Origin of the sequence: Pseudomonas sp. PA-1-3F (assembly GCF_021609665.1) — a bacterium.
GTDB classification, from domain to species: Bacteria; Pseudomonadota; Gammaproteobacteria; order Pseudomonadales; family Pseudomonadaceae; genus Aquipseudomonas; species Aquipseudomonas paracarnis.
On record NZ_WJZD01000008.1, the window covers coordinates 83,205 to 104,141 of the forward strand.

A 20,937-nucleotide genomic window follows, 5' to 3' on the forward strand; every position below is an offset into this window, starting at 1 on the left:
ATGTCCGCGTCCCTTCCAAGTCTGGGTTACGGCCTGGGTTTACGCAGTGAGTACTACCACCAGATCCTAGAACAGTCGCCGGCCGTGGATTGGTTCGAAGTGATCTCCGAGAATTACCTGGTGCAGGGCGGCAAGGCCTTGTACTACCTGGATGCGATAGCCGAACGTTACCCCTTGGTGATGCACGGTGTGTCGTTGTCCATCGGCGGGCCACATGCCCTCGATACGGATTACCTGAACCACATCAAACAGCTCGCAGAGCGCATTCAGCCGGCGTGGATTTCCGATCACCTGTGCTGGAGCCGCGGCAGCGCGCATCAGTTACATGATTTGTTACCCCTGCCTTACACCGAAGAAAGCCTCTACCACGTGGCCGGCCGCGTGCGTCAGGTGCAGGACGTGTTGCAGCGCCCGCTGGTGCTGGAAAATGTCTCAAGCTACGTGCGTTCCAAGGCGGATGAATTCACCGAGTGGGAGTTCCTCAACGCCTTGGCCCACCTGAGCGGATGCCAGTTGCTGCTGGACGTCAACAACGTCTACGTCAGCGCACGCAACCATGGCTTTGATGCCTGGACGTTCATTCGTAACCTGCCAGCCGAAAGCATTCGCCAACTACACTTGGCGGGGCATATGGATTATGGCGACTATGTGGTCGATACCCATGACCATCCAGTGTGCGACCCGGTGTGGGCGCTTTATCAGCAAACTTTGGAGCATTTGGGCCCGGTGTCGACCTTGTTGGAACGCGATGACCATTTTCCGCCCTTCGAAGAGTTGCTCACCGAGTTGAACAAAGCCCGTGAGTTGGGTGCCAGCGCCTTGGCCCGGAGAGCGTTATGCGCCTGATCGACTGGCAGTTGGCGTTTGAACAGCATCTATTATCCGAAGCGCCCGCGGCCAGCAGTGGCTTTGCCGCCACCTTGCTGGGAGGGCCGACATTGGATGTGGACACCGGCCTGGCGATTTACCACAACGCTTACCTGTCGCGTCTGCAAGAGGTACTGCGCCATGACTTCGGTGCCATCTGGTATTGGCTGGGAGATGAGCAGTTTTGCTCACTCACCGAGGCCTACATCCGCCGTTATCCGTCGGCCCATTACAGCGTGCGCTGGTTGGGCGAGCGCTTTGCGATGTTTATCGTTGAGCATTTGATGGCTGCGCAAAGTGCGCCTTTGGCTGAGTTGGCACGCCTGGAGTGGGCGTTCACCTTGGCGTTTGACGCCGCCGAAGGGGAGCCGCTGACCTTGAATGACATGGCGCATTTGGCGCCTGAAGACTGGCCCACCTTGCAGGTTGCGCTGGCGCCTTCGGTGCAGCAGCTGCTTTGCCGTTTCAACACAGTGGCGATCTGGCGAGCCAGCAAGGATGAGTCGGATTTCCCCGGCAGCCAGGCGCTGGAACCGGCGCAAATCTGCCTGGTGTGGCGCAACCAGAACCGCTGCCACTACCGCAGCCTGGAAGCCGCTGAAGCCTGTGCGCTGTCGGGCATGGTGACCATGGGCTGGAATTTTTCAGAACTGTGTATTGAGCTGGCGGTCACTTATTCAGAGGGGGCGTCGCTGCAAGCGGCCACTTGGCTGAAACAGTGGGTCCAGGAAGGTTTGCTCGAGCGCCGAGCGCCATAGCAGGGGAGCTATTCATTCGATAGCTTCCTACTTTGTTTGGCATGGTCTACCCTCACAGCAGACGTCTGAAACAAGGGGGGACTACTCATGCTCGCGCAACTTCCACCGGCCTTACAGAATCTTCAGCTACCGCTGCGTCTTCGACTCTGGGACGGCCATGAATTCAACTTGGGCCCTGAGCCCAGCGTCACCATCGTGGTCAAGGATCCCACTGTTGTATCCAGGCTGACCCATCCAACGCTCGACTCACTGGGCGAAGCCTTCGTCGAGGGCAAGCTGGAGCTGGAAGGCTCCATCACCGAAGTGATCAGGGTATGTGACGAGTTGAGTCACGCCTTGGTCGATGACGACGAGGAGAGTCGTCCGGTGCGCTCGATTCACGACAAGGCCACCGACGCGGCGGCCATTTCCTACCATTACGACCTGTCCAACGAGTTCTACCAGCTATGGCTGGACCAGGACATGGCCTACTCCTGCGGTTATTTCGAAACCGGCAGCGAGTCGATCGACCAGGCCCAACAAGACAAATTTCGCCACCTGTGCCGCAAGTTGCGGCTGCAGCCGGGTGAGTATCTGCTGGATGTGGGCTGCGGCTGGGGCGGGTTGGCGCGCTATGCCGCACGTGAGTTCGGGGTCAAGGTGTTCGGCATCACCTTGAGCAAGGAACAACTGGCGCTGGCCAAGGAGCGGGTGAAAGCCGAAGGCCTGGAAGACCAGGTCGACCTGCAATTACTCGACTACCGCGACCTGCCCCAGGACGGCCGTTTCGACAAAGTGGTAAGCGTGGGCATGTTCGAACACGTCGGCCACGCCAACCTGGCGCAGTACTGCCGGACCCTGTTCGGCGCAGTGCGTGAAGGTGGCCTGGTGATGAACCATGGCATTACCGCCAAGCACACCGATGGCCGCCCCGTAGGCCGTGGCGCCGGCGAGTTTATCGAGCGCTACGTGTTCCCTAACGGCGAACTGCCGCACCTGGCGATGATGACCGCCGAGATCAGTGAAGCAGGGCTGGAAGTGGTCGATGTCGAAAGCCTGCGTATGCATTACGCCCGCACATTGGACCATTGGAGTGAACGCCTGGAAGACAACCTGGAAGCAGCGGCGAAAATGGTACCGGAACAGGCGCTACGCATCTGGCGGCTGTACCTGGCCGGTTGCGCTTATGCGTTTGCCCGAGGCTGGATCAACCTGCACCAGATACTGGCAGTGAAACCCCATGCCGATGGCGGGCATGAACTGCCGTGGACGCGGGAAGACCTCTACCGCTGATCACGCTCAAAACCGTAGGAGCGAGCTTGCTCGCGAAAAACGTCAACGATAACGCGTACTAGCTGAATGAACGCGGCGCCTGTGAGTTTTTCGCGAGCAAGCTCGCTCCTACATTTATTGGTTGTGTGTTGGCGGTTAGAGGATGGGTGAGATCAAGCGCGCCACGCGCATCCCCAGTTGTTGCAGGCGACGGGTCTCGCGGCTTTCTTCCTGGCTGACTTCATGGGCCAGGGCAAAGTCGTCCAGCAGCATCTGCTCAACCTGGCTGGCGAAGGCTTCATCCACCGTCAGCAGCATCACTTCAAAATTCAGCCGGAACGAACGGTTGTCCATGTTGGCACTGCCAATTGCGCTGATTTCGCTGTCCACCAACACCACCTTTTGATGCAAAAAGCCCGGCGTGTAGCGAAACACCCGCACGCCCGCTCGCACCGCTTCGTTGGCATACAGGCTGGACGCGGCATATACGATGCGGTGGTCGGGCCGTGACGGCAGCAGCAGGCGCACATCGACTCCGCGCAATACCGCCAGGCGCAGGGCGGCAAATACCGCCTCGTCGGGGATGAAGTAGGGGCTGGTGATCCACACGCGCTCGGTCGCCGCATGGATGGCCTCGACGAAAAACAGCGAGCAGGTTTCATAAGGGTCCGCTGGCCCACTGGCGAGCAACTGGCAGAGCACGCCGTCTTCCGGGTAGGCATCCGGCAGGATCAGCGGCGGCAGTTCCCGTGCGGCCCAGAACCAGTCCTCGGCAAACGACTCCTGCAGGCAAGCCACCACCGGGCCGGTGACCTGCACATGGGTATCGCGCCATGGCGCCAGGGGCGGTTTTTTACCCAGGTATTCATCGCCTACGTTATGCCCGCCGACAAAACCGGTGATGCCGTCCACCACGACGATCTTGCGATGGTTACGGAAGTTGACCTGGAAGCGATTGAGCCAGCCACTGCGGGTGGCGAATGCCTTGACCTGCACACCCGCGTCACGCAGCGCTTGCACATAACGATGGGGCAGGGCGTGACTGCCGATGCGGTCGTACAGCACGTAAATGGCCACGCCCTGAGCGGCTTTTTCCTTCAACAGGGCCTGCAGTTGGCGGCCCAGTTCATCATCGTGAATGATGAAAAACTGGAACAGCACGGCGGTCTTTGCGTTACGAATAGCCTCGAAGATCGCGCCGAAGGTGGCATCGCCATTGATCAACAGGCGCACTTCGTTGTTGGCCAGGCAGGGCATGCGGCCCAGCTTGGGCATGGCGCGCAAGGAGGCGTAGGCGCTGGAGTTGCGCGCCGCAAGCGCTTCCTCCACCCACGGGCGCCAGTTCAGTTCGGTGATGGCCGTGTGCATTTCCTGGTTGGCCTGGCGACGGGCCTGGATGTACGCGTCGAAGGTGCTGCGGCCAAAAATCAGGTAGGGGATCAGCGTCAGGTAGGGCATGAACATCAGTGACAACGCCCAGGCAATCGAGCCTTGTGCGGTGCGCACGGTCAGTACTGCGTGGATCGCGGCGAGCGTTCCGAGAAAGTGCAGCGTGGCAATGACGTAGGCGAGCAGGTGCGGGCCAAAGAAATCCATGAACGACGTAACTCCAGGCAGTCCAGTGCGTAACAGACCATGAACGGCTGTGAATGTCGCTATTTTATTTGCCATGCAACACTGGCTGCTTTGCGACGTCTAACGCCCACAATTACCCAGGAGTTACCCGATGAATGCTCGTCTGCTTGGTTTGGCCATGGTTGTTGGTTTGTCGCTGCCTGTGGCGGCGCAGGCGCAGGCGCAGATGCTGGCGCCGGGCTTGTGGGAATTGACCACCAGCAATATGAAAGTCGATAACCAGGACCTGCCGGACTTGTCGCTGATCCTCGGTCAACTCAAGCAACAGATGACCCCTGAACAGCGCGCCATGCTCGAAAAGCAAGGCATCAACATGGCCGGTAAAGGCGTACAGGTGTGCCTGACCCCGGCTCAGGTGGCCTCCGATTCGATCCCCCTGACCGACCCTCAATCGGGCTGCAAACAGGAAGTCACCGACAAGAGCGGCAACCAGTGGAAATTCCGTTTCAGTTGCCCGAAAGCCCAGGGCACTGGGGTGGCAACGTTCCAGAGCCAGAAAGAATTCACCACCAGCGTCAACGGTACCTTCAATGCCACCGGGATCCAGCAGAAGGGTAGCCTGGACAGCCACGCCCAGTGGCTGGGCAACGATTGCGGTTCGGTCAAACCCCGCGCTTAACGCCCAAACTGCAGGGGCAAGCCCTGGCAACTGTTGACCACTTGGCCGTTGTGCCAGGCCAAGTGGCCGCTGACCAGTGTGGTACTCACGCTGTGGCGAAAGCTGCGTTCTGCAAAGGGTGTCCAGCCGCAGCGGGCGAGAATAGGCTGGCTGTTGACCGGCTTGCCAGCAGGCTCCGGTTTGATCAGTACCAGGTCGGCCCAGTAGCCCTCGCGCACGTAGCCGCGATCAGCAATGGCAAACAGGTCGGCCACGCGGTGGCTGGTCTTGGCTACCAGAGTGGTCAGGGGTAAATGCCCGTCGGCCACCAACTCCAGCAACGCCGGCATGGCATGCTGCACCAGAGGCAAACCCGAGGGGGCTTCCCGGTAGCCCAACTGTTTTTGCGCCCAGGTATGCGGCGCATGGTCGGTGCCAATCACATCCAGACGATCACTCAATAACGCCAGGCGCAGTGCGTCGCGGTCGGCGCGGGTCTTGATCGCCGGGTTGCATTTGATCTGGTGGCCGAGGCGGTGGTAATCGCGGTCATCGAACAGCAGGTGGTGCAGGCAGACCTCGGCGGTGATGTGCTTGTCGGCCAGGGGCTTGTCTTCGAACAGCGCCAGTTCGCGAGCGGTGGTCAGATGCAACACATGCAGACGCGTGCCATGGCGTTTGGCCAATTCAACGGCAAACGATGACGAGCGATAACAGGCCTCGGCATCGCGGATCAGCGGATGAGCGACGGCGGGAATATGCTCGCCGAAGCGTTCGCGCAGGCGTTGCTCGTTGGCCAGGATGCTGGGCGTGTGTTCGCAATGAGCGAGCAGAACGGTCGGCACCTCGGCAAACAGGCGCTCCAGAATGCGTGGGTCGTCCACCAGCATATTGCCGGTGGAGGCGCCCATGAACACTTTGACCCCAGCCACTTCACGAGGGTCTAGGGCGGCAACGGTGTCGAGGTTGTCGTTGCTCACGCCAAAATGAAAGCCGTAGTTAGCCACTGAGTGCAGGGCGACACGGCGCTTTTTATCGGCCAGGGCTTCCAAGTTCAGGGTGGCCGGGTGGGTGTTGGGCATGTCCATGAAGCTGGTGATTCCACCGGCCACCGCCGCGCGGGATTCGCTGTAGAAGCTGCCTTTTTCCGGCGCGCCGGGCTCGCGAAAGTGCACCTGGTCGTCGATCATCCCTGGCAGCAGCCACTGGCCGTTGGCATCGATTTCCACCGGTTCGTTATCGCCTTGAATGCTGGCGGCAATCTTCTCGATACGACCATTGGCGATCAGTACGTCGGCGTCGAATACCTGGCCCTCGTTGACCAGGCGGGCGTTGCGGATCAGCAGGCGGCTCATGGTTCAGAACTCGTTTTGCAGGGCTTTGTAGCCGCGCACCAGGTCGACGTTGGTGCGTGCCACGTCTTCGGAAAACTCCGAGGCGCTGACACTCACCGGCGGGAAGTGCGACAAGTCGGTGTTGGGGCCGATACGCGTGGTGGAGGGCACGTAGAAAGCGGCGGGCAGGTCGCGGCCGTCGACCACCGAGTTGTGGCGCACCACGCACCCATCGCCCACGGCGCAATTGAACAGCACACTGTTGAAGCCAATAAACACGCGGTCGCCCACTGTGCAGGGGCCGTGGACGATGGAGCGGTGAGCGATGGAGGTGAATTCTCCGATGGTCACTGCTGCGCCGGATTTGGAGTGGATGACCACGCCGTCCTGGATGTTGGAGTTGGCGCCGATGGTGATCGGGTCCATGGCGCCGCTGGCATCCACTTCGTCGGCGCGGATCACGGCGTAAGGGCCGACGAACACGTTCTCACCGATGATGACTTTGCCGCAGATGATCGCGGTCTTGTCGACGTAGGCCGATTCGGCAATCACCGGCAGGTCGCCGGAAGGATTTTTGCGGATCATGGCTGGCTCAGTGCGCCGCACAGGGTGTTGAGGTTGTATTCGAACAGCCCGATAAAGGTGCTGGCCGGGCCTTCTGCGGCGAGGGCGTCGGAGTACAGCGTGCCGCCGATCTGTGCGCCGCTTTCGTCAGCGATCTGCTTGAGCAGGCGCGAGTCTTTGATGTTTTCCATGAACACGGCTTTGACCTTGTCCTTGCGAATCTGGGTGATCAGTGCGGCAACTTCTGCGGCCGAAGGGGCACGTTCGGTGGACAAGCCCTGGGGTGCGAGGAACTGGATGCCATAGGCTTGGCCCAGGTAACCGAAAGCGTCGTGGGAAGTGACGATGCGGCGGTTACCCGGTGGCAGGGCGCCGAACTTGGCCTTGGCCTCGTCCAGCAGGCTATGGATTTGCTTGAGGTAGGCCTGGCTGTTGTTCAGGTAGGCGGTCTTGTTGGCAGGGTCGGCGGCTACCAGCGCTTTGGTGATATTGCTCACATAAATTTCGGCGTTGGCCAGGTTGTGCCAGGCGTGCGGGTCGGGAATGGTTTCGCCATCCTCGTCCATGGTGTGGGAAATCACGCCTTTGCTGGCGGTGACCACCGTTGCCTTGGTTTCGGTGCTGGTGACCAAGCGGTCCAGCCACGGCTCGAAACCGAGGCCGTTCTTGATGATGACCTTGGCCTTGAGCAGTGCCTTGGCGTCGTCCGGCGTGGGTTCATAGGTATGGGCGTCGGCGTCCGGGCCGACCATGTTGCTGATCTGGATATGCTCGCCACCGATCTGGTGGGTGATGTCATCGAGAATACTGAAGCTGGTGACCACTTGCAGTTTGTCGGCGGCGTGGGCCATCGAAAGCGGCAGCAGCAGACTGAACAGCACGAATAGAGCGCGCATCGGGAAACACCTCATTGGGATGTGAGCAAAGGCGGGCGGCGCAACAAGCCGTGCACCGGACCGAATACCACGGACAACAAATACCCAGCGCCTGCCACCAGCACGATCGCCGGGCCGCTGGGCAGTGAGTAGTAGAACGACAGCAGCAGGCCCAACCACACCGACAGGCATCCCAGCAGCGCCGATACCGCGATCAGCACTGGAAGGCGTCGACTCCAGAAGCGTGAGGCGATGGCCGGCAACATCATCAAGCCGACCACCATCAACGCGCCGATGGCCTGGAAACCGATCACCAGGTTCAGCACCACCAGGGTCAGGAACACGCCATGGGCGAGGGGGCCGAGGCGGCTGACGGTTTGCAGGAACAGCGGGTCGAGGGTGTCCAGCAGCAGCGGTTTGTAGATCAGCGCCATGGCGATCAGGCTGAAACCCGAGACCCAGAGCATGCCGGTCAGTGTGGTTTGATCCACGGCCAGGGCGGAGCCGAACAGCAGGTGCAGCAGGTCCAGGCGCTTGCCGGCAAGGCCCAGGATCAGCACCCCGGCGGCCAAAGAGATGGGGTAGATGGCGGCGAGGCTGGCGTCTTCGCGCAGCCCGGTGCGGCGGGTGATCCACGCGGCCAGGCCGGCCATGCTCAGGCCTGCACCCAGGCCGCCGAGGGTCAGCGCGGGCAGGCTCAGGCCGGCGAACCAGAAACCCAGGGCTGCGCCGGGCAGGATGCCGTGGGCCACCGCATCACCGATCAGGCTCATGCGCCTCAGGATCAAAAACACACCTAGCGGCGCGGTGCTGCAAGCCAGTACCAAACCGCCGATGAGTGCGCGGCGCATAAAGACAAACTCATGAAACGGCATCCATAAGTGGGCAGTGAAGTGCATTCAGGCCACCTGCATCTGCGGTTGCGGGCGGATCAGCTCTTTGCTGGGGCCGAATAGGCAGCCGGTGTTTTTGATCTGCAGTACGTGCTGGGTGTGGTGACGCACGGCGGCCAGGTCATGGCAGACGATCACCAGGGTGCGGCCTTCGTTGTGCCAGGCATGGATGTGTTTCCAGCACAGCGCCTGACCGTCCTCATCGAGGGCTGCGTGAGGTTCGTCCAGCAGCAGGACGGCGGCGTCGGCCAGGCTCATGCGTGCCAGCAGGGCGCGCTGCAATTCGCCGCCGGACAATGCCATCAACGGTCGATGTTCCAAGCCAGTCAGGCACCAGTCTTCGAATACCGCGTGCAGGCGTTGGCTGCGTTGTTGCGCGGTGTGTTGGGTGCCCCAGAAACCGGCAGCGACCAGCTCTTGCAGGCTGATGGGGAACTGGCGGTCCAAGTGTTGCTGCTGGGGCAGGAATGCCAGGCCGCCACGGCGTGGAACATCCACAATGACCTTTCCCGCCAGCGGCTTTTGCAGGCCGGCGATGACTTTGAGCAGGCTGCTCTTGCCTGTGCCATTGGCGCCGATGATGCCGGTGAGGCTGCCTTTTTCCAGGGTCAAATCCAGTGCCGGGGTGAGCGGTTGCCCAGGGGCACCCCAGCGCAAAGAGTTACAGGTGATCATGCAAAGTCTCTCGTCCAGCGGCTTTCAGCCACGGCATCGTGCGCGTGCAGGCTTTCGGCGTGGATCACTTTGAGGTGGAAGGCTTTGATGGCATCCGAGCGTTTCAAGGCGAGGTTCAGGCGGCGAGCGGCGTCTTCGCAGAACATCAGGTTCTGCCCGTTGGCCAGGGCGAAGGCTTGTTCGTCTGCGCGTTTCACCGCGGTTTGTACGGCGGTACCGAGCGCGGCTTCGGCAGCGTTGATCAAGTCGATTATCGGCAGGTCAGTACCTTGCAACTGAACGTGCAACTGCGCGCTGCTGCGTTGGCTATGGGGTGTGGCGACGATGCCGTTGGCACTGCCGAGCCAGGCCAGCAGCGCTTCGTGCTGCAACGGCGTGTTGGCGAAATCATCCACAAATTGCTGCTGAATCAACTGCCTGGCGAGTGCGGCGGAGCAAGGGCAGGTTGAGGAATAAGTAACGTCAATTTTTAGTTCCACGTGGAACATTTGGTTTTCTAGACGCGCTTCGATGCTCACCGGGTAGCTCTTCCAGCCGGCTAGCGGACTGACCAGGGCGGGTCGTTTAAGCAACAACTGGGTGTGGATGCGCAGGTAAGCGTTCTTAGATAAACCTTCATGTGTGTCGAGAAAACGCTGCAGTACATTACGCAGCAGTGCAGGTGTCAGCGGGTGTTGATCGAGCATTTCCAGAGCCAGGTACAGGCGTGACATATGAATGCCACGGGCCGTGCCGTCGTCCAGGCTTACGCCCGCATCAGCGGTGGCGGCCAGGCGTTGACCGTCAATCTGGATCGGCAAGGCGATGCCGCACATCCCCACCCAGTCGAGTGGCAAGGCTTGGCGTGAAGCCTGCGCGGCGATATCCGGCAGAGTCAGCGCGTTCATAAGCAGGTCCATCGTTGGAAATAATTCGACATGTTATAGTATAGCAATACGAGCTACGATGAATTTTCTGCTCCAGCCTTTGTTCAGTCATATCGAGTAGGGACACTCCTTTATCTGCGGTATATGCCATGCACCGACGTCAGCTCCTCAACCTGCTGCTGGTCAGCCCCTTGTTCGCCTTGCCTTTGGGGGCTTACGCCACGCAGATTCGCAATGCACGCCTGTGGCGCTCGGAGGACAAGCTGCGCCTGGTGTTCGACCTCAGCGGCCCGGTGCAATACAAGACCTTTTCCCTGACCTCACCGGACCGCTTGATCATCGACTTGAGTGGCGCCGGGCTCAGCGGCGACTTTTCCCAATTGGCGTTGGAGAACAGTGGGATTACCTCGATCCGTTCCGGGCATTTCGGCAAGAGCGATACGCGCATCGTGCTGGACCTGGTCGAGCCCATGCAGCTCAACAGCTTCGTGCTGCCGCCCCAGGATGGCCAAGGCCATCGCCTGGTGTTGGATTTGACCAACGCGACCCGTGCGCCCCGTCAAATCGCCGCTGAGCCGGCACCCTTGGTGACGCCGGTAGACAAGGCGCATCCCAAGCGCGACATCATCGTGGTGGTCGACCCTGGCCATGGCGGCAAAGACCCAGGTGCCATTGGCTCCAAGGGCCAGCGCGAAAAAGATGTGGTGCTGTCGATTGCCCAGTTGTTGGCTAAACGCTTGAAGCGCGAAAAGGGTTTTGACGTAAAACTGGTGCGCAACGACGACTTCTTCGTGCCGCTGCGCAAGCGCGTGGACATCGCCCGTCAGCACAAGGCCGATATGTTTATCTCAGTGCATGCCGACGCCGCGCCACGGCTGATCGCGTCGGGCGCCTCGGTGTATGCGTTGTCGGAAGGGGGCGCCACTTCGGCTACGGCACGTTTCATGGCCCAGCGCGAAAATGGCGCCGACTTGCTGGGCGCCACCACCTTGCTCAATCTGAAGGACAAGGACCCGATGCTGGCCGGGGTCATTCTCGACATGTCGATGAATGCGACCATCGCCTCCAGCCTGCAACTGGGCAGCTCGGTATTGGGCAGCCTGCAAAACATCACCAGCCTGCATCAGAAACGTGTGGAACAGGCCGGGTTCGCCGTGCTCAAGTCACCGGACGTGCCTTCGATCCTGGTGGAGACGGGTTTCATTTCCAACCCTCGGGATGCCCAGCGGCTGGTGACGGCGCGCCATCAACAGGCGGTGGCGGATGGCCTTTTCGAAGGACTCAAGCGTTACTTCCAGAAGAACCCACCCATGAACAGCTACATGGCCTGGGTGCAGGCGCAGAAAAACAGCCAGGTCTAACAGCCGGTCATTCGGCTGCAAGTGAACTTGGCGCTGGCGCCCCCTGAGCTGGAAAACCGGTTGATGGTGGTCCAGCCCACGCGCCGCGTGTAGCCAACCCACGCCTCGCCATCCGATGCCAACCCGGTAAAAAACGTCAGTTGCCCATAACGGCTGTTGGTCTGCGCCCAATAGCGTTTGCCGATCACTTCGAAACCGCGCAGATACGTAGTGCTGCCGACGGTCGCCACGCTATAGGCATTGCCCAACGGGTCTACACAAGCGAGCAGGTTGGCGCTGCGTGTGCAGTTGGCCAACAGGCTGGGTGCCTGGGCGCAGGCAGGCCCGGCGACTGCCAATAGCAGCGCGCACAGCAGGTATTTCATCGAGGTTCTCGACATAGGCAGGTGACCCAGCATTGCGCCCTTCGTCGCGGCGAGCAAGAGGGATTGGCTTATTTGTATTGTTATACTATAACATAAAAGCACAGCCCGATCCGCGAACCGCTTCCCATGACCGAACACGATCTTTTGGCCCAACCAGCGGCCGACTACATGAATGAGGCCCAGCAGCGCTTCTTCCGCGAACTGCTGCTGGCTCAGCGCGATGACCTGCAAGCCCGTATCGACGCAGAGTTCCATGCGCTGCGCGAGCAGGAAACCAACAGCGATCTGGCGGATATCGGCAGTGCCGAAGAGCAACGCCAATGGCAACTGCGCCTGCTGGAGCGTGAAAAGAAGCTATTGGACAAGATCGACGACGCCTTGGAGCTGCTGGCTCGTGGCGAATACGGCTGGTGCCGTGAAACCGGCGAACCCATCGGCCTGCAACGCCTGCTGCTGCGTCCCACCGCCACCTTATGTATCGAAGCCAAAGAACGTGAAGAGCTGCGCGAACGCCATAGACGGGCAGTTTGACCGGCCAACCTTGATGAGGAATACCTGATGCCCAATCGTCTCCCTGTGACCGTGTTGTCCGGCTTTCTCGGTGCCGGTAAAAGCACGCTGCTCAACTATGTCCTGCGCAACCGCGACAACCTGCGGGTGGCGGTGATCGTCAACGACATGAGCGAAATCAACATCGACGGCAGCGAGGTGCAGCGTGATGTCACGCTCAATCGTTCGGAAGAAAAACTGGTGGAGATGAGCAATGGCTGCATTTGCTGCACCTTGCGTGAAGACTTGCTTGAAGAGGTGGGAAAACTCGCCAAAGAAGGTCGTTTCGATTACCTGCTGATCGAATCCACCGGTATTTCCGAACCTTTGCCCGTGGCCGAAACCTTCACTTTTCGCGATGAAAACGAGCAAAGCCTGGCCGACATTGCACGCCTGGACACCATGGTCACTGTGGTCGACGGTATGAATTTCCTGCTCGACTACCAGGCTGCCGAAAGCCTCGCCTCACGGGGCGAAACCCTCGGTGAGGAGGATGAACGTTCCATCACCGACCTGTTGATCGAACAGATCGAATTCGCCGACGTCATCCTGATCAGCAAGATCGACCTGATCAGCAGCCGTGAGCGCGAAGAACTGATGGCCATCCTCGAGCGCCTCAACGCCCAGGCGGAAATCATCCCGATGGTTATGGGCGAAGTGCCGCTGAACAAAATCCTCAACACTGGCCGTTTCGACTTCGAACGCGCCGCCCAGGCCCCGGGCTGGTTGCAGGAATTGCGCGGTGAGCATGTGCCGGAAACCGAAGAGTACGGCATAGCGTCCACGGCTTACCGTGCGCGCCGGCCGTTCCATCCACAGCGGTTTTTCGACTTTATCGACCGCCCCTGGGTCAACGGCAAGCTGTTGCGCTCCAAGGGTTTCTTCTGGTTGGCCAGCAAACATCAGGATGCGGGCAGTTGGTCCCAGGCGGGCGGGTTGATGCGCCATGGGTTTGCCGGGCGTTGGTGGCGCTTTGTGCCGAAAAGCCAGTGGCCTCAGGACGAAGAAAGCGTGGCGGCGATCATGGCTAACTGGCAGTTGAGCACGGGTGACTGCCGTCAGGAATTGGTGTTTATCGGGCAAAACATCGACTTTGCCCAGATGCGTACCGAGTTGGACGCCTGCTTGCTCAACGATGAAGAAATGGCCCTGGGTATCGAAGGTTGGCGCCAGCTGCCTGACCCGTTTGGCCCTTGGTACGAGCAGGTCGCCTGATGCTGGCCCCAGTCATTCCCCTGCGCCCCGTCATCCGCCAGATACATGGGGAAACGCCGCTGGCGCTGTCCGATATCCTCAATGACGGCGTCAACCTGGCCATCTGGCAGCGCCAGCTGCCCCTGCACATCGCCGAGTTTGGCGCTTTGCTGGTGGCGCTCAATGAACCGTTGGCCGAGTCCTTGGTGGTCGAGTTGGTTAGCGAAGACTGCGTGCCGAACTTGCAAGGTTTGGCGTCCAGTTGTCGCGATCTTGAAGGCTACGATGGGTTTATCGCCGATGTGTCGTGGCTGGTCAGTGCATTCGCCTGCCTGCTGGGCGCCAAGCGCATCGGCGTGCGTTTACGGCTGTTGGACAAGGCCATGTGCCCGCGTTTTCACGTCGATCACGTGCCGGTTCGGCTGATCACCACCTACGCCGGTATCGGTAGCCAATGGTTGCGCGAAGGCGTTATGGACCGGCGCACATTGAGCCAGGCGGATGCCGAGCCCACTGAGCGCATCGAGCAGATCCATTGCGGTGAAGTGGCGCTGCTTAAAGGCACCAAATGGCACGGCAATGAAGGACATGGGCTGATCCACCGCTCGCCAGCGCTCAAGGCCGATGAGCGACGGTTGATTCTGACGCTGGATTGGCTGGCATAACCGCGTAGGATCAAACGCTCTACACGGCCTGAACGATGCCTCTCATGTTGCAGAACATTCCTACCCACGTGATTGCAGGGCCCTTGGGCGCCGGCAAGACCAGCCTGATCAAGCACCTGCTTGCCCAGCGCCCGGCCAACGAGCGCTGGGCGGTGCTGATCAACGAGTTCGGCCAGATCGGCCTGGACGCAGCCCTACTCACACAAGACGATGACGGCATCGCCTTGGGCGAGGTGGCTGGCGGCTGTTTGTGCTGTGTGAACGGTGCACCGTTCCAGGTAGGGCTGGGCCGCTTGTTGCGTAAGGCTAAGCCGGACCGGTTGTTTATCGAGCCCTCAGGCTTGGGCCATCCGGCGCAATTGCTCAAGCAACTGCGGCACGCACCATGGCAAGACGTGCTCGCTGTGCAGCCGTGCGTGCTGGTACTCGATGCTCAGGCTTTGGCAGCGGGCAAGCCGTTGCCGCAGGCACAGCAGGAGGCGTTGAGCAGTGCCGGTCTGCTGGTGTTGAACAAGGACGAGACGCTGACTGCGGTGCAACGTCAGGCGATTGAAGTGCAATTACCCGATTGCCCGCTCTATTGGACACGCCAGGCGCAACTGCCACTCGACCGGTTGCCCGGTTTGAAAGCACGGGCCCAAGTAGCGGTGGATAATTTCGGCGTGCCTGAAGCGGTGGGGCAAATGCCGGCGATCTGGAGCGACCCGGGGTTGCCGATCTGTCTGAGTCAGAGCCAGGAGGGCGGCTGGAGCATTGGCTGGCGCTGGCACCCAAGCCAGCGATTCGATGTCAGCCGTCTGCATCAGTGGCTATCGAGTATCGACTGGCGCCGTGCCAAATTGGTTATCCACAGCGTTGAGGGTTGGGTGTCTGCCAACGCTGTGGATAACAGCCCACTGCACTGGCAACCCAGCGCTTGGCGGCGCGATTCACGTGTTGAGTTGATCTTCAGCGCACCACAGAACGTGGCCGCATTGCAAAGCGCCCTGGCAGCCTGCCGTTACTGATGTTTCTTGCTGGCGTGGTCCTGGCGCCACTGGCTCAATTCGATGATCTCGGCGCTGGGCAGCGGCTCCTTGGTTTCGAACGGGTAGGGCGCCAGTTCGATCTGCGCGCTGTGGGCGCCGAATTGGGTGATGACCCCGGCATGCCGGGTTTCGCCGGTCACCGTGAACTCGAAATTATAGATACGCGCCAGGCGTCGGCGGCCATTGGCATCCTTGACGAAACCGATGCGTTTGAGCGCCACGGCACCGTCAAGCAGCTCGATATCGAGCTTGGCGCAATGCTGCTTGACCCGCGCCAGCGCCCGTTCACGCAGGCCGTGGTTGTGCCAAACCCAGGCGGCGCCGGTGGCCAGCAGCATCAAGACGAAGATGTTTCCCAGGGTCAGCATTACGTGAACTCCAACAAAGTGAGCGCAGCTTAACTGTGTCGCCGGTCTGTCGTACAGGCTGCGTTTAGTCGCATACTGCTCGGCCAGAAATTCAACGGTTTTACGGAAATCTCCCGCATGAAACGTACACCTCACCTGCTTGCGATCCAGTCTCATGTGGTCTTCGGCCACGCCGGAAACAGCGCCGCCGTGTTCCCCATGCAGCGGGTCGGGGTGAACGTCTGGCCGCTCAACACGGTGCAGTTCTCCAACCACACACAGTATGGACAGTGGGCGGGCGAAGTGTTGGCGCCGCAGCAAATTCCTGCGCTGGTAGAGGGTATTGCCGCGATTGGCGAGCTGGGCAACTGTGATGCGGTGCTGTCCGGTTACCTGGGCAGTGCCGACCAGGGCCGCGCCATCCTCAGCGGTGTGGCGCGCATCAAGGCGATCAACCCCAAGGCGCTGTACCTGTGCGACCCGGTGATGGGCCACCCGGAAAAGGGTTGCATCGTGCCGCAGGAGGTCAGCGATTTCCTTTTGGATGAAGCCGCCGCCATGGCGGACTTCCTGTGCCCCAACCAACTGGAGCTGGACAGTTTTGCCGGGCGCAAGCCGCAATCGCTGTTCGATTGCCTGGCGATGGCCAAGGCCTTGCTGGCGCGCGGGCCCAAGGCGGTGTTGGTCAAGCACCTGGATTACCCAGGCAAACTGCCAGAAGGTTTTGAAATGCTGCTGGTGACAGCTGAGGGCAGTTGGCACTTGCGCCGCCCCCTGCTGGCGTTTCCGCGCCAGCCAGTGGGCGTGGGCGACCTGACGTCGGGCCTGTTTCTGGCGCGGGTGCTGTTGGGTGATAGCCTGGTGGCTGCCTTTGAATTCACCGCCGCAGCCGTGCATGAAGTGCTGCTGGAAACCCAGGCTTGCGCCAGTTATGAACTGGAACTGGTGCGGGCCCAGGACCGTATTGCCCATCCTCGTGTGCGCTTCGAAGCCACACCGATCAGCCTGTAATGACACAGAATCCAATGTGGGAGCGAGCAAGCCCGCTCCCACATTTTGATTGGGTTTATAAATTACGGCGCGTCGGCTTTGATCTCCCGGTAGCGCTTTTCCAGTTCCTGACGAATCTGCCGACGCTGCTGAGCCTGCACAAAGCGGCGCTTGTCTTCGCTGTTCTGCGGCTGCAACGGCGGTACGGCGGCAGGTTTGCGCTGGTCGTCCACGGCCACCATGGTGAAGAAGCAGCTGTTGGTATGGCGCACCGAGCGTTCACGGATATTCTCGGTCACCACCTTGATGCCCACTTCCATCGACGTATTGCCGGTGTAGTTGACTGACGCCAGGAAGGTCACCAGCTCACCGACATGAATCGGCTCGCGAAAGATCACCTGATCTACTGACAGCGTGACCACATAACGACCGGCATAACGGCTGGCGCAGGCATAGGCCACTTCGTCGAGGTACTTGAGCAGCGTGCCGCCGTGCACATTGCCAGAGAAGTTGGCCATGTCAGGGGTCATCAGTACCGTCATCGACAGCTGGGCGTTTCCGGGTTCCATAGCACACTCACGGGTTGTAGGCATTGGTTGGGGGGAGGCACCTCTGCGGGTACTCAAAGTCTTTGCAGCGCCATCCCTAACGGGACGCCGTCAGGCGGCTTGCCGTCACGCGCGCAGCGATCTGTTTCCATATATTGCACCGGCTTTCCAGCAGAAGTCGCGGTGTTACCCTTCAAAAGCCCTTCTCGGGGCTTTTCTTACGATCAAGGCAGACTTTTCCGACCCGCGGCCGGAAGTGGGAAAAGCGCCGGCACCCTCAAGGAGCCCCTCGCCATGCACGCCATCAGCTTTATCCAGGACTTGGCCGTGATCATGCTGGTGGCAGGGGTGGTCACCATCCTGTTTCACCGCTTCAAGCAGCCGGTGGTATTGGGCTACATCGTCGCCGGCTTCATTATCGGCCCCCACACTCCGCCGTTTGGCCTGATCCACGATGAAGACACGATCAAGACCCTGGCGGAGCTGGGGGTCATCTTCCTGATGTTCTGCCTGGGCCTGGAATTCAGCCTGCGCAAGCTATTCAAAGTCGGGGCCACGGCGTTTATCGCGGCGTTCCTGGAAATCGTACTGATGATCTGGATCGGCTACGAGATCGGCCGCTGGTTCGACTGGAGCACCATGGACTCGCTGTTCCTCGGCGCGATCCTGGCAATCTCCTCGACCACCATTATCGTCAAGGCCCTCAATGACCTGAAGATGAAAGACCAGCGGTTCGCCCAGCTGATTTTCGGTGTGCTGATTGTGGAGGACATCCTGGGTATCGGCATCATTGCCTTGCTGTCGAGCATCGCCGTGAGTGGCACGGTCAGCTCCGGAGAGGTGTTCTCCACTGTCGGCAAGCTCTCGCTGTTCATGATCGTTGCGCTGGTGATTGGTATTTTGCTGGTGCCGCGCCTGCTGGCTTATGTGGCCAAGTTTGAAAGCAACGAGATGCTGCTGATCACGGTATTGGGGCTGTGCTTTGGTTTCTGCCTGCTGGTGGTGAAGTTGGAATACAGCATGGTGCTCGGGGCCTTTTTGATCGGCGCGATCATGGCTGAATCCCGGCAGTTGATTAAGATCGAACGCCTGATCGAACCCGTTCGCGACATGTTCAGCGCGATTTTCTTCGTGGCGATTGGCTTGATGATCGACCCGCAGATCCTGCTGCAATACGCCTGGCCCATTGCGGTGATCACCGTGGCCGTGGTGTTGGGCAAGATGCTGTCTTGCGGGCTGGGCGCGTTTATCGCCGGCAACGATGGTCGCACCTCGCTGCGGGTGGGTATGGGGCTGTCACAAATTGGCGAGTTTTCTTTCATCATCGCAGCGCTGGGGATGACCCTGCAGGTCACCAGCGACTTTCTGTACCCAGTGGCGGTGGCCGTTTCGGCGATCACCACGCTGCTCACGCCCTACCTGATTCGTGGCGCGGACCCGCTGTCATTGAAGATCGCGACGGTAATGCCCAAGCGTATGAGCCGAGTGTTCGGCATGTATGGCGAATGGTTGCGCAGCATTCAGCCACAGGGCGAGGGGGCGATGTTGGCCGCGATGATCCGCAAGATCATCCTGCAGGTCGGGGTAAACCTGGCGTTGGTGACCGCGATCTTCTTTGCCGGCAGCTTTTTCGCGGAGCGCATCGGTGGGTATCTCGAGGGCTGGGTCAGCGATCAGAGTTGGCAGAAGGCGTTGATCTGGGGCGGGGCGCTGCTGGTGTCGTTGCCGTTTCTGATTGCGGCGTATCGCAAGCTCAAGGCGCTGTCGATGCTGCTGGCGGAGATGAGCGTGAAACCAGAAATGGCCGGGAGGCATACCCAACGTGTGCGAAGGGTGATTGCGGAGCTGATCCCCCTCTTGTCGCTGCTGGTGATCTTCCTGCTATTGGCAGCCTTGTCGGCCAGTATTCTGCCGACCAACAAGTTGCTGGTGTTGATTGCCGTGGTCACGGCGGCGGTGGCTGCAGTGCTCTGGCGCTGGTTTATCCGTGTGCATACGCGGATGCAGGTTGCGTTGCTGGAGACGCTGGATAACCACAAGGATACGGAACACTGACTGGCGTTGGCGGGGGCTGCTTTGCAGCCCAGCGGGAGCAAGCTCCCTCGCCACAAAAGCCGTCAAGTATCAGCTTTCCAGCCAGACGTCCCGTGCCCAGTGCCACACCGATTCCCAGGTTTCTTCAGTAACCAGTTCTTCCTCACCGGACCACAGCACGACGGTGCCGTCTTCTTCGACGCAATAGTAGTCGTCGCCGTCCTGGCAGATAGGGATCAGGCTGCGATCAACACCGGCATCCCAGGCGTTGGCGGCAACGTCTGGCAGGTAAGTGTGGGACTGTGGGTCGGTGACGGTCACCGGCTCCAGGCTGCCGTAGACCACGTCACTGACGGTCAGCAAGAATTCACGGAAGACAAAGGGGATGTCGATGAACAGTTGTTCCTCGATTTCCACCAGCAGGTCTTCGTCAGGCAGCTCCAAAGGCACCGGGACCGGTTCGTTGGCTTCACGCAGTTGTTCGATGATTTCTTCCACGGCCGGGATCCTCTTGCTAGATGGCGCGGTTTATAGGGGCGTTTTATACAGTAGCTCGCTATAAGTGCAACCGTGAAATAGAAAACCCCGGACATGTCCGGGGTTTTTGTTACCGCTTGCTCAAACGAGCAGGTATTAGCCGTTCTGGCGGATACCGGCGACCAGCCATGGCTGGTCGTCGCCCTGGGCGCGTTCCATATTCCAGCTTTCGCTGAACACTTCGCCCTGGTCGAAGCGCGAGGACTTCGACACACCGCTGAAGGTCAGGGTGGCGATAGTCTTGTCGGCACGATCATCCACGCCATCGAGCTGTACGCGCAGGTCGTCGATGTAGGTCGACTGGAAGGCGTCACCGATCTCGGCACGTTCGCGCTTGAGGAACTCCAGCAACTGCGGGGTCACGAACTCGGAGATCTTGTCCATTTCGTTGGCGTCCCAGTGCTGTTGCAGGGACTGGAAGTGGCTGCGGGCCGCTTCGACGAAACGCTCTTCGTTGAACCAAGCCGGTGCGTTGATCACCGGACGGGCGGCAGGGGCTGCCGAACCACCGAAGATCGAACCCATGGCAGGCTTCTGTTCGAACGCTTCACGCTGCATCGGCGCGCCGGCTGGAGCCAGGTGCTCCTGCTGCTTGCGGCGACGGGCGGCGATAAAGCGGAAGACCAAAAAGGCGATGACGCCCATGATCAGGATGTCGAAGATCTGCATGCCCTGGAAGCCGTCGCCCATGAACATGGACGCAAGCAGGCCACCGGCGGCGATGCCGGCCAGTGGGCCCAGCCAACGCGAAGCACCGCCGGCCTTGGCAGCAGCGCCAGCGGCACCGGCTGCGCCTGCAGTAGCCGCAGCACCGCCGGCACCGGCGGATGGAGCCATTTGGCTGGTCTGGTGAGTCGGTGCCGCGCCCGAGCTTTTGCCGCCACCGAAGCGTTTGGCGTTGGCGTCGAGGCTCATCGTCAGGCCGATGCACAACGCCATGGCGATGCTAAGAAAACGTTTCATATAGGGAATTCCCATTTGTGGATTGCACGCGCGCCATGTT

At 60.3% G+C, this 20,937-nt stretch carries 23 protein-coding genes; 11 read left to right on the top strand and 12 right to left on the bottom strand.

Annotated features, from left to right (window positions below; all coding sequences use genetic code 11):
• From bufB to cfaB, 3 genes are all read left to right on the top strand, one after another.
• Complete coding sequence (gene bufB / locus GIV26_RS07565; protein ID WP_054896094.1) at window positions 1–846, top strand: MNIO family bufferin maturase; 846 nt, start codon at window positions 1–3, stop codon at window positions 844–846.
• Complete coding sequence (locus tag GIV26_RS07570; protein ID WP_054896093.1) at window positions 837–1,625, top strand: HvfC/BufC N-terminal domain-containing protein; 789 nt, start codon at window positions 837–839, stop codon at window positions 1,623–1,625. The genes bufB and GIV26_RS07570 overlap by 10 nt, the downstream gene beginning before the upstream one ends.
• 87 nt (window positions 1,626–1,712) lie before the next feature.
• Entirely contained in the window at window positions 1,713–2,897 is a 1,185-nt protein-coding gene (gene cfaB / locus GIV26_RS07575) for a C17 cyclopropane fatty acid synthase CfaB (RefSeq protein WP_014720571.1), read from the top strand.
• Window positions 2,898–3,032: 135 nt separating this feature from the next.
• Here cfaB and cls read toward each other — a convergent pair whose 3' ends face one another.
• Window positions 3,033–4,472 carry a cardiolipin synthase gene (gene cls / locus GIV26_RS07580; protein ID WP_072445673.1) on the bottom strand — a complete coding sequence of 480 codons (1,440 nt, stop codon included), beginning with the start codon at window positions 4,470–4,472 and terminating at the stop codon, window positions 3,033–3,035.
• Window positions 4,473–4,602: 130 nt separating this feature from the next.
• Here cls and GIV26_RS07585 point away from each other — a divergent pair, with 130 nt between their 5' ends.
• Entirely contained in the window at window positions 4,603–5,130 is a 528-nt protein-coding gene (locus tag GIV26_RS07585; RefSeq protein WP_236279951.1) for a DUF3617 domain-containing protein, read from the top strand.
• Here GIV26_RS07585 and GIV26_RS07590 read toward each other — a convergent pair.
• From GIV26_RS07590 to folE2, 6 genes are read right to left on the bottom strand one after another with little or no spacing between them, the layout of a single operon-like run.
• Window positions 5,127–6,464 (bottom strand): dihydroorotase, encoded by a 1,338-nt coding sequence (locus GIV26_RS07590; protein ID WP_236279953.1) that lies wholly within the window; start codon window positions 6,462–6,464, stop codon window positions 5,127–5,129. The genes GIV26_RS07585 and GIV26_RS07590 overlap by 4 nt on opposite strands.
• A 3-nt stretch (window positions 6,465–6,467) precedes the next feature.
• Window positions 6,468–7,028, bottom strand: coding sequence for a gamma carbonic anhydrase family protein (locus GIV26_RS07595; protein WP_054916971.1), 561 nt, complete (start codon window positions 7,026–7,028; stop codon window positions 6,468–6,470).
• On the bottom strand, window positions 7,025–7,903 hold the full coding sequence (locus GIV26_RS07600; protein WP_236279954.1) for a metal ABC transporter substrate-binding protein: 879 nt from the start codon (window positions 7,901–7,903) through the stop codon (window positions 7,025–7,027). Before GIV26_RS07600 ends, GIV26_RS07595 begins: the two co-directional genes overlap by 4 nt.
• An 11-nt stretch (window positions 7,904–7,914) precedes the next feature.
• Window positions 7,915–8,781, bottom strand: a complete 867-nt coding sequence (locus GIV26_RS07605) for a metal ABC transporter permease (RefSeq protein WP_054916968.1) — start codon at window positions 8,779–8,781, stop codon at window positions 7,915–7,917.
• Window positions 8,782–9,450, bottom strand: coding sequence for a metal ABC transporter ATP-binding protein (locus GIV26_RS07610; protein ID WP_236279961.1), 669 nt, complete (start codon window positions 9,448–9,450; stop codon window positions 8,782–8,784).
• Window positions 9,447–10,337: a GTP cyclohydrolase FolE2 gene (folE2, locus tag GIV26_RS07615; protein ID WP_236279963.1), complete on the bottom strand. Its 891-nt coding sequence runs from the start codon at window positions 10,335–10,337 to the stop codon at window positions 9,447–9,449. Before folE2 ends, GIV26_RS07610 begins: the two co-directional genes overlap by 4 nt.
• A 128-nt stretch (window positions 10,338–10,465) precedes the next feature.
• On the opposite strand from folE2, the gene GIV26_RS07620 reads away from it, so the two are divergent.
• Window positions 10,466–11,677 (top strand): N-acetylmuramoyl-L-alanine amidase, encoded by a 1,212-nt coding sequence (locus GIV26_RS07620; RefSeq protein WP_236279965.1) that lies wholly within the window; start codon window positions 10,466–10,468, stop codon window positions 11,675–11,677.
• On the opposite strand, the gene GIV26_RS07625 is transcribed toward GIV26_RS07620, so the two are convergent.
• Window positions 11,674–12,042 (bottom strand): hypothetical protein, encoded by a 369-nt coding sequence (locus GIV26_RS07625; RefSeq protein WP_034129159.1) that lies wholly within the window; start codon window positions 12,040–12,042, stop codon window positions 11,674–11,676. The genes GIV26_RS07620 and GIV26_RS07625 overlap by 4 nt on opposite strands.
• A 126-nt stretch (window positions 12,043–12,168) precedes the next feature.
• Between GIV26_RS07625 and dksA the strand changes: the two genes are divergently transcribed.
• From dksA to GIV26_RS07645, 4 genes are read left to right on the top strand one after another with little or no spacing between them, the layout of a single operon-like run.
• Window positions 12,169–12,573 (top strand): RNA polymerase-binding protein DksA, encoded by a 405-nt coding sequence (gene dksA / locus GIV26_RS07630; RefSeq protein WP_236279974.1) that lies wholly within the window; start codon window positions 12,169–12,171, stop codon window positions 12,571–12,573.
• A gap of 27 nt (window positions 12,574–12,600) precedes the next feature.
• The gene (zigA, locus tag GIV26_RS07635) at window positions 12,601–13,806 is read left to right on the top strand and encodes a zinc metallochaperone GTPase ZigA (protein ID WP_054916960.1); all 1,206 of its coding nucleotides are present in this window, start codon (window positions 12,601–12,603) and stop codon (window positions 13,804–13,806) included.
• The gene (locus GIV26_RS07640; RefSeq protein WP_236279976.1) at window positions 13,806–14,450 is read left to right on the top strand and encodes a DUF1826 domain-containing protein; all 645 of its coding nucleotides are present in this window, start codon (window positions 13,806–13,808) and stop codon (window positions 14,448–14,450) included. Before zigA ends, GIV26_RS07640 begins: the two co-directional genes overlap by 1 nt.
• A 44-nt stretch (window positions 14,451–14,494) precedes the next feature.
• Window positions 14,495–15,457 (top strand): CobW family GTP-binding protein, encoded by a 963-nt coding sequence (locus GIV26_RS07645; protein WP_236279978.1) that lies wholly within the window; start codon window positions 14,495–14,497, stop codon window positions 15,455–15,457.
• Here the strand turns inward: GIV26_RS07645 and GIV26_RS07650 are convergent.
• Window positions 15,451–15,846, bottom strand: coding sequence for a DUF3301 domain-containing protein (locus tag GIV26_RS07650; protein ID WP_003195752.1), 396 nt, complete (start codon window positions 15,844–15,846; stop codon window positions 15,451–15,453). The two genes, GIV26_RS07645 and GIV26_RS07650, sit on opposite strands and share 7 nt — an antisense overlap.
• 117 nt (window positions 15,847–15,963) lie before the next feature.
• Here GIV26_RS07650 and pdxY point away from each other — a divergent pair, with 117 nt between their 5' ends.
• On the top strand, window positions 15,964–16,836 hold the full coding sequence (pdxY, locus tag GIV26_RS07655) for a pyridoxal kinase PdxY (RefSeq protein WP_032878650.1): 873 nt from the start codon (window positions 15,964–15,966) through the stop codon (window positions 16,834–16,836).
• Window positions 16,837–16,898: 62 nt separating this feature from the next.
• Here pdxY and GIV26_RS07660 read toward each other — a convergent pair whose 3' ends face one another.
• Entirely contained in the window at window positions 16,899–17,384 is a 486-nt protein-coding gene (locus GIV26_RS07660; RefSeq protein ID WP_003195747.1) for an acyl-CoA thioesterase, read from the bottom strand.
• Window positions 17,385–17,657: 273 nt separating this feature from the next.
• On the opposite strand from GIV26_RS07660, the gene GIV26_RS07665 reads away from it, so the two are divergent.
• Window positions 17,658–19,418: a cation:proton antiporter gene (locus GIV26_RS07665; RefSeq protein WP_054916952.1), complete on the top strand. Its 1,761-nt coding sequence runs from the start codon at window positions 17,658–17,660 to the stop codon at window positions 19,416–19,418.
• A 69-nt stretch (window positions 19,419–19,487) separates the two neighbouring features.
• Here the strand turns inward: GIV26_RS07665 and GIV26_RS07670 are convergent, their stop codons facing one another.
• Together GIV26_RS07670 and GIV26_RS07675 are read right to left on the bottom strand one after the other, a co-directional pair.
• Window positions 19,488–19,895 (bottom strand): SMI1/KNR4 family protein, encoded by a 408-nt coding sequence (locus GIV26_RS07670; protein ID WP_034129154.1) that lies wholly within the window; start codon window positions 19,893–19,895, stop codon window positions 19,488–19,490.
• 135 nt (window positions 19,896–20,030) lie between these two features.
• Window positions 20,031–20,897: a Tim44 domain-containing protein gene (locus GIV26_RS07675; RefSeq protein ID WP_003195740.1), complete on the bottom strand. Its 867-nt coding sequence runs from the start codon at window positions 20,895–20,897 to the stop codon at window positions 20,031–20,033.
• Window positions 20,898–20,937 lie beyond the last annotated feature (40 nt).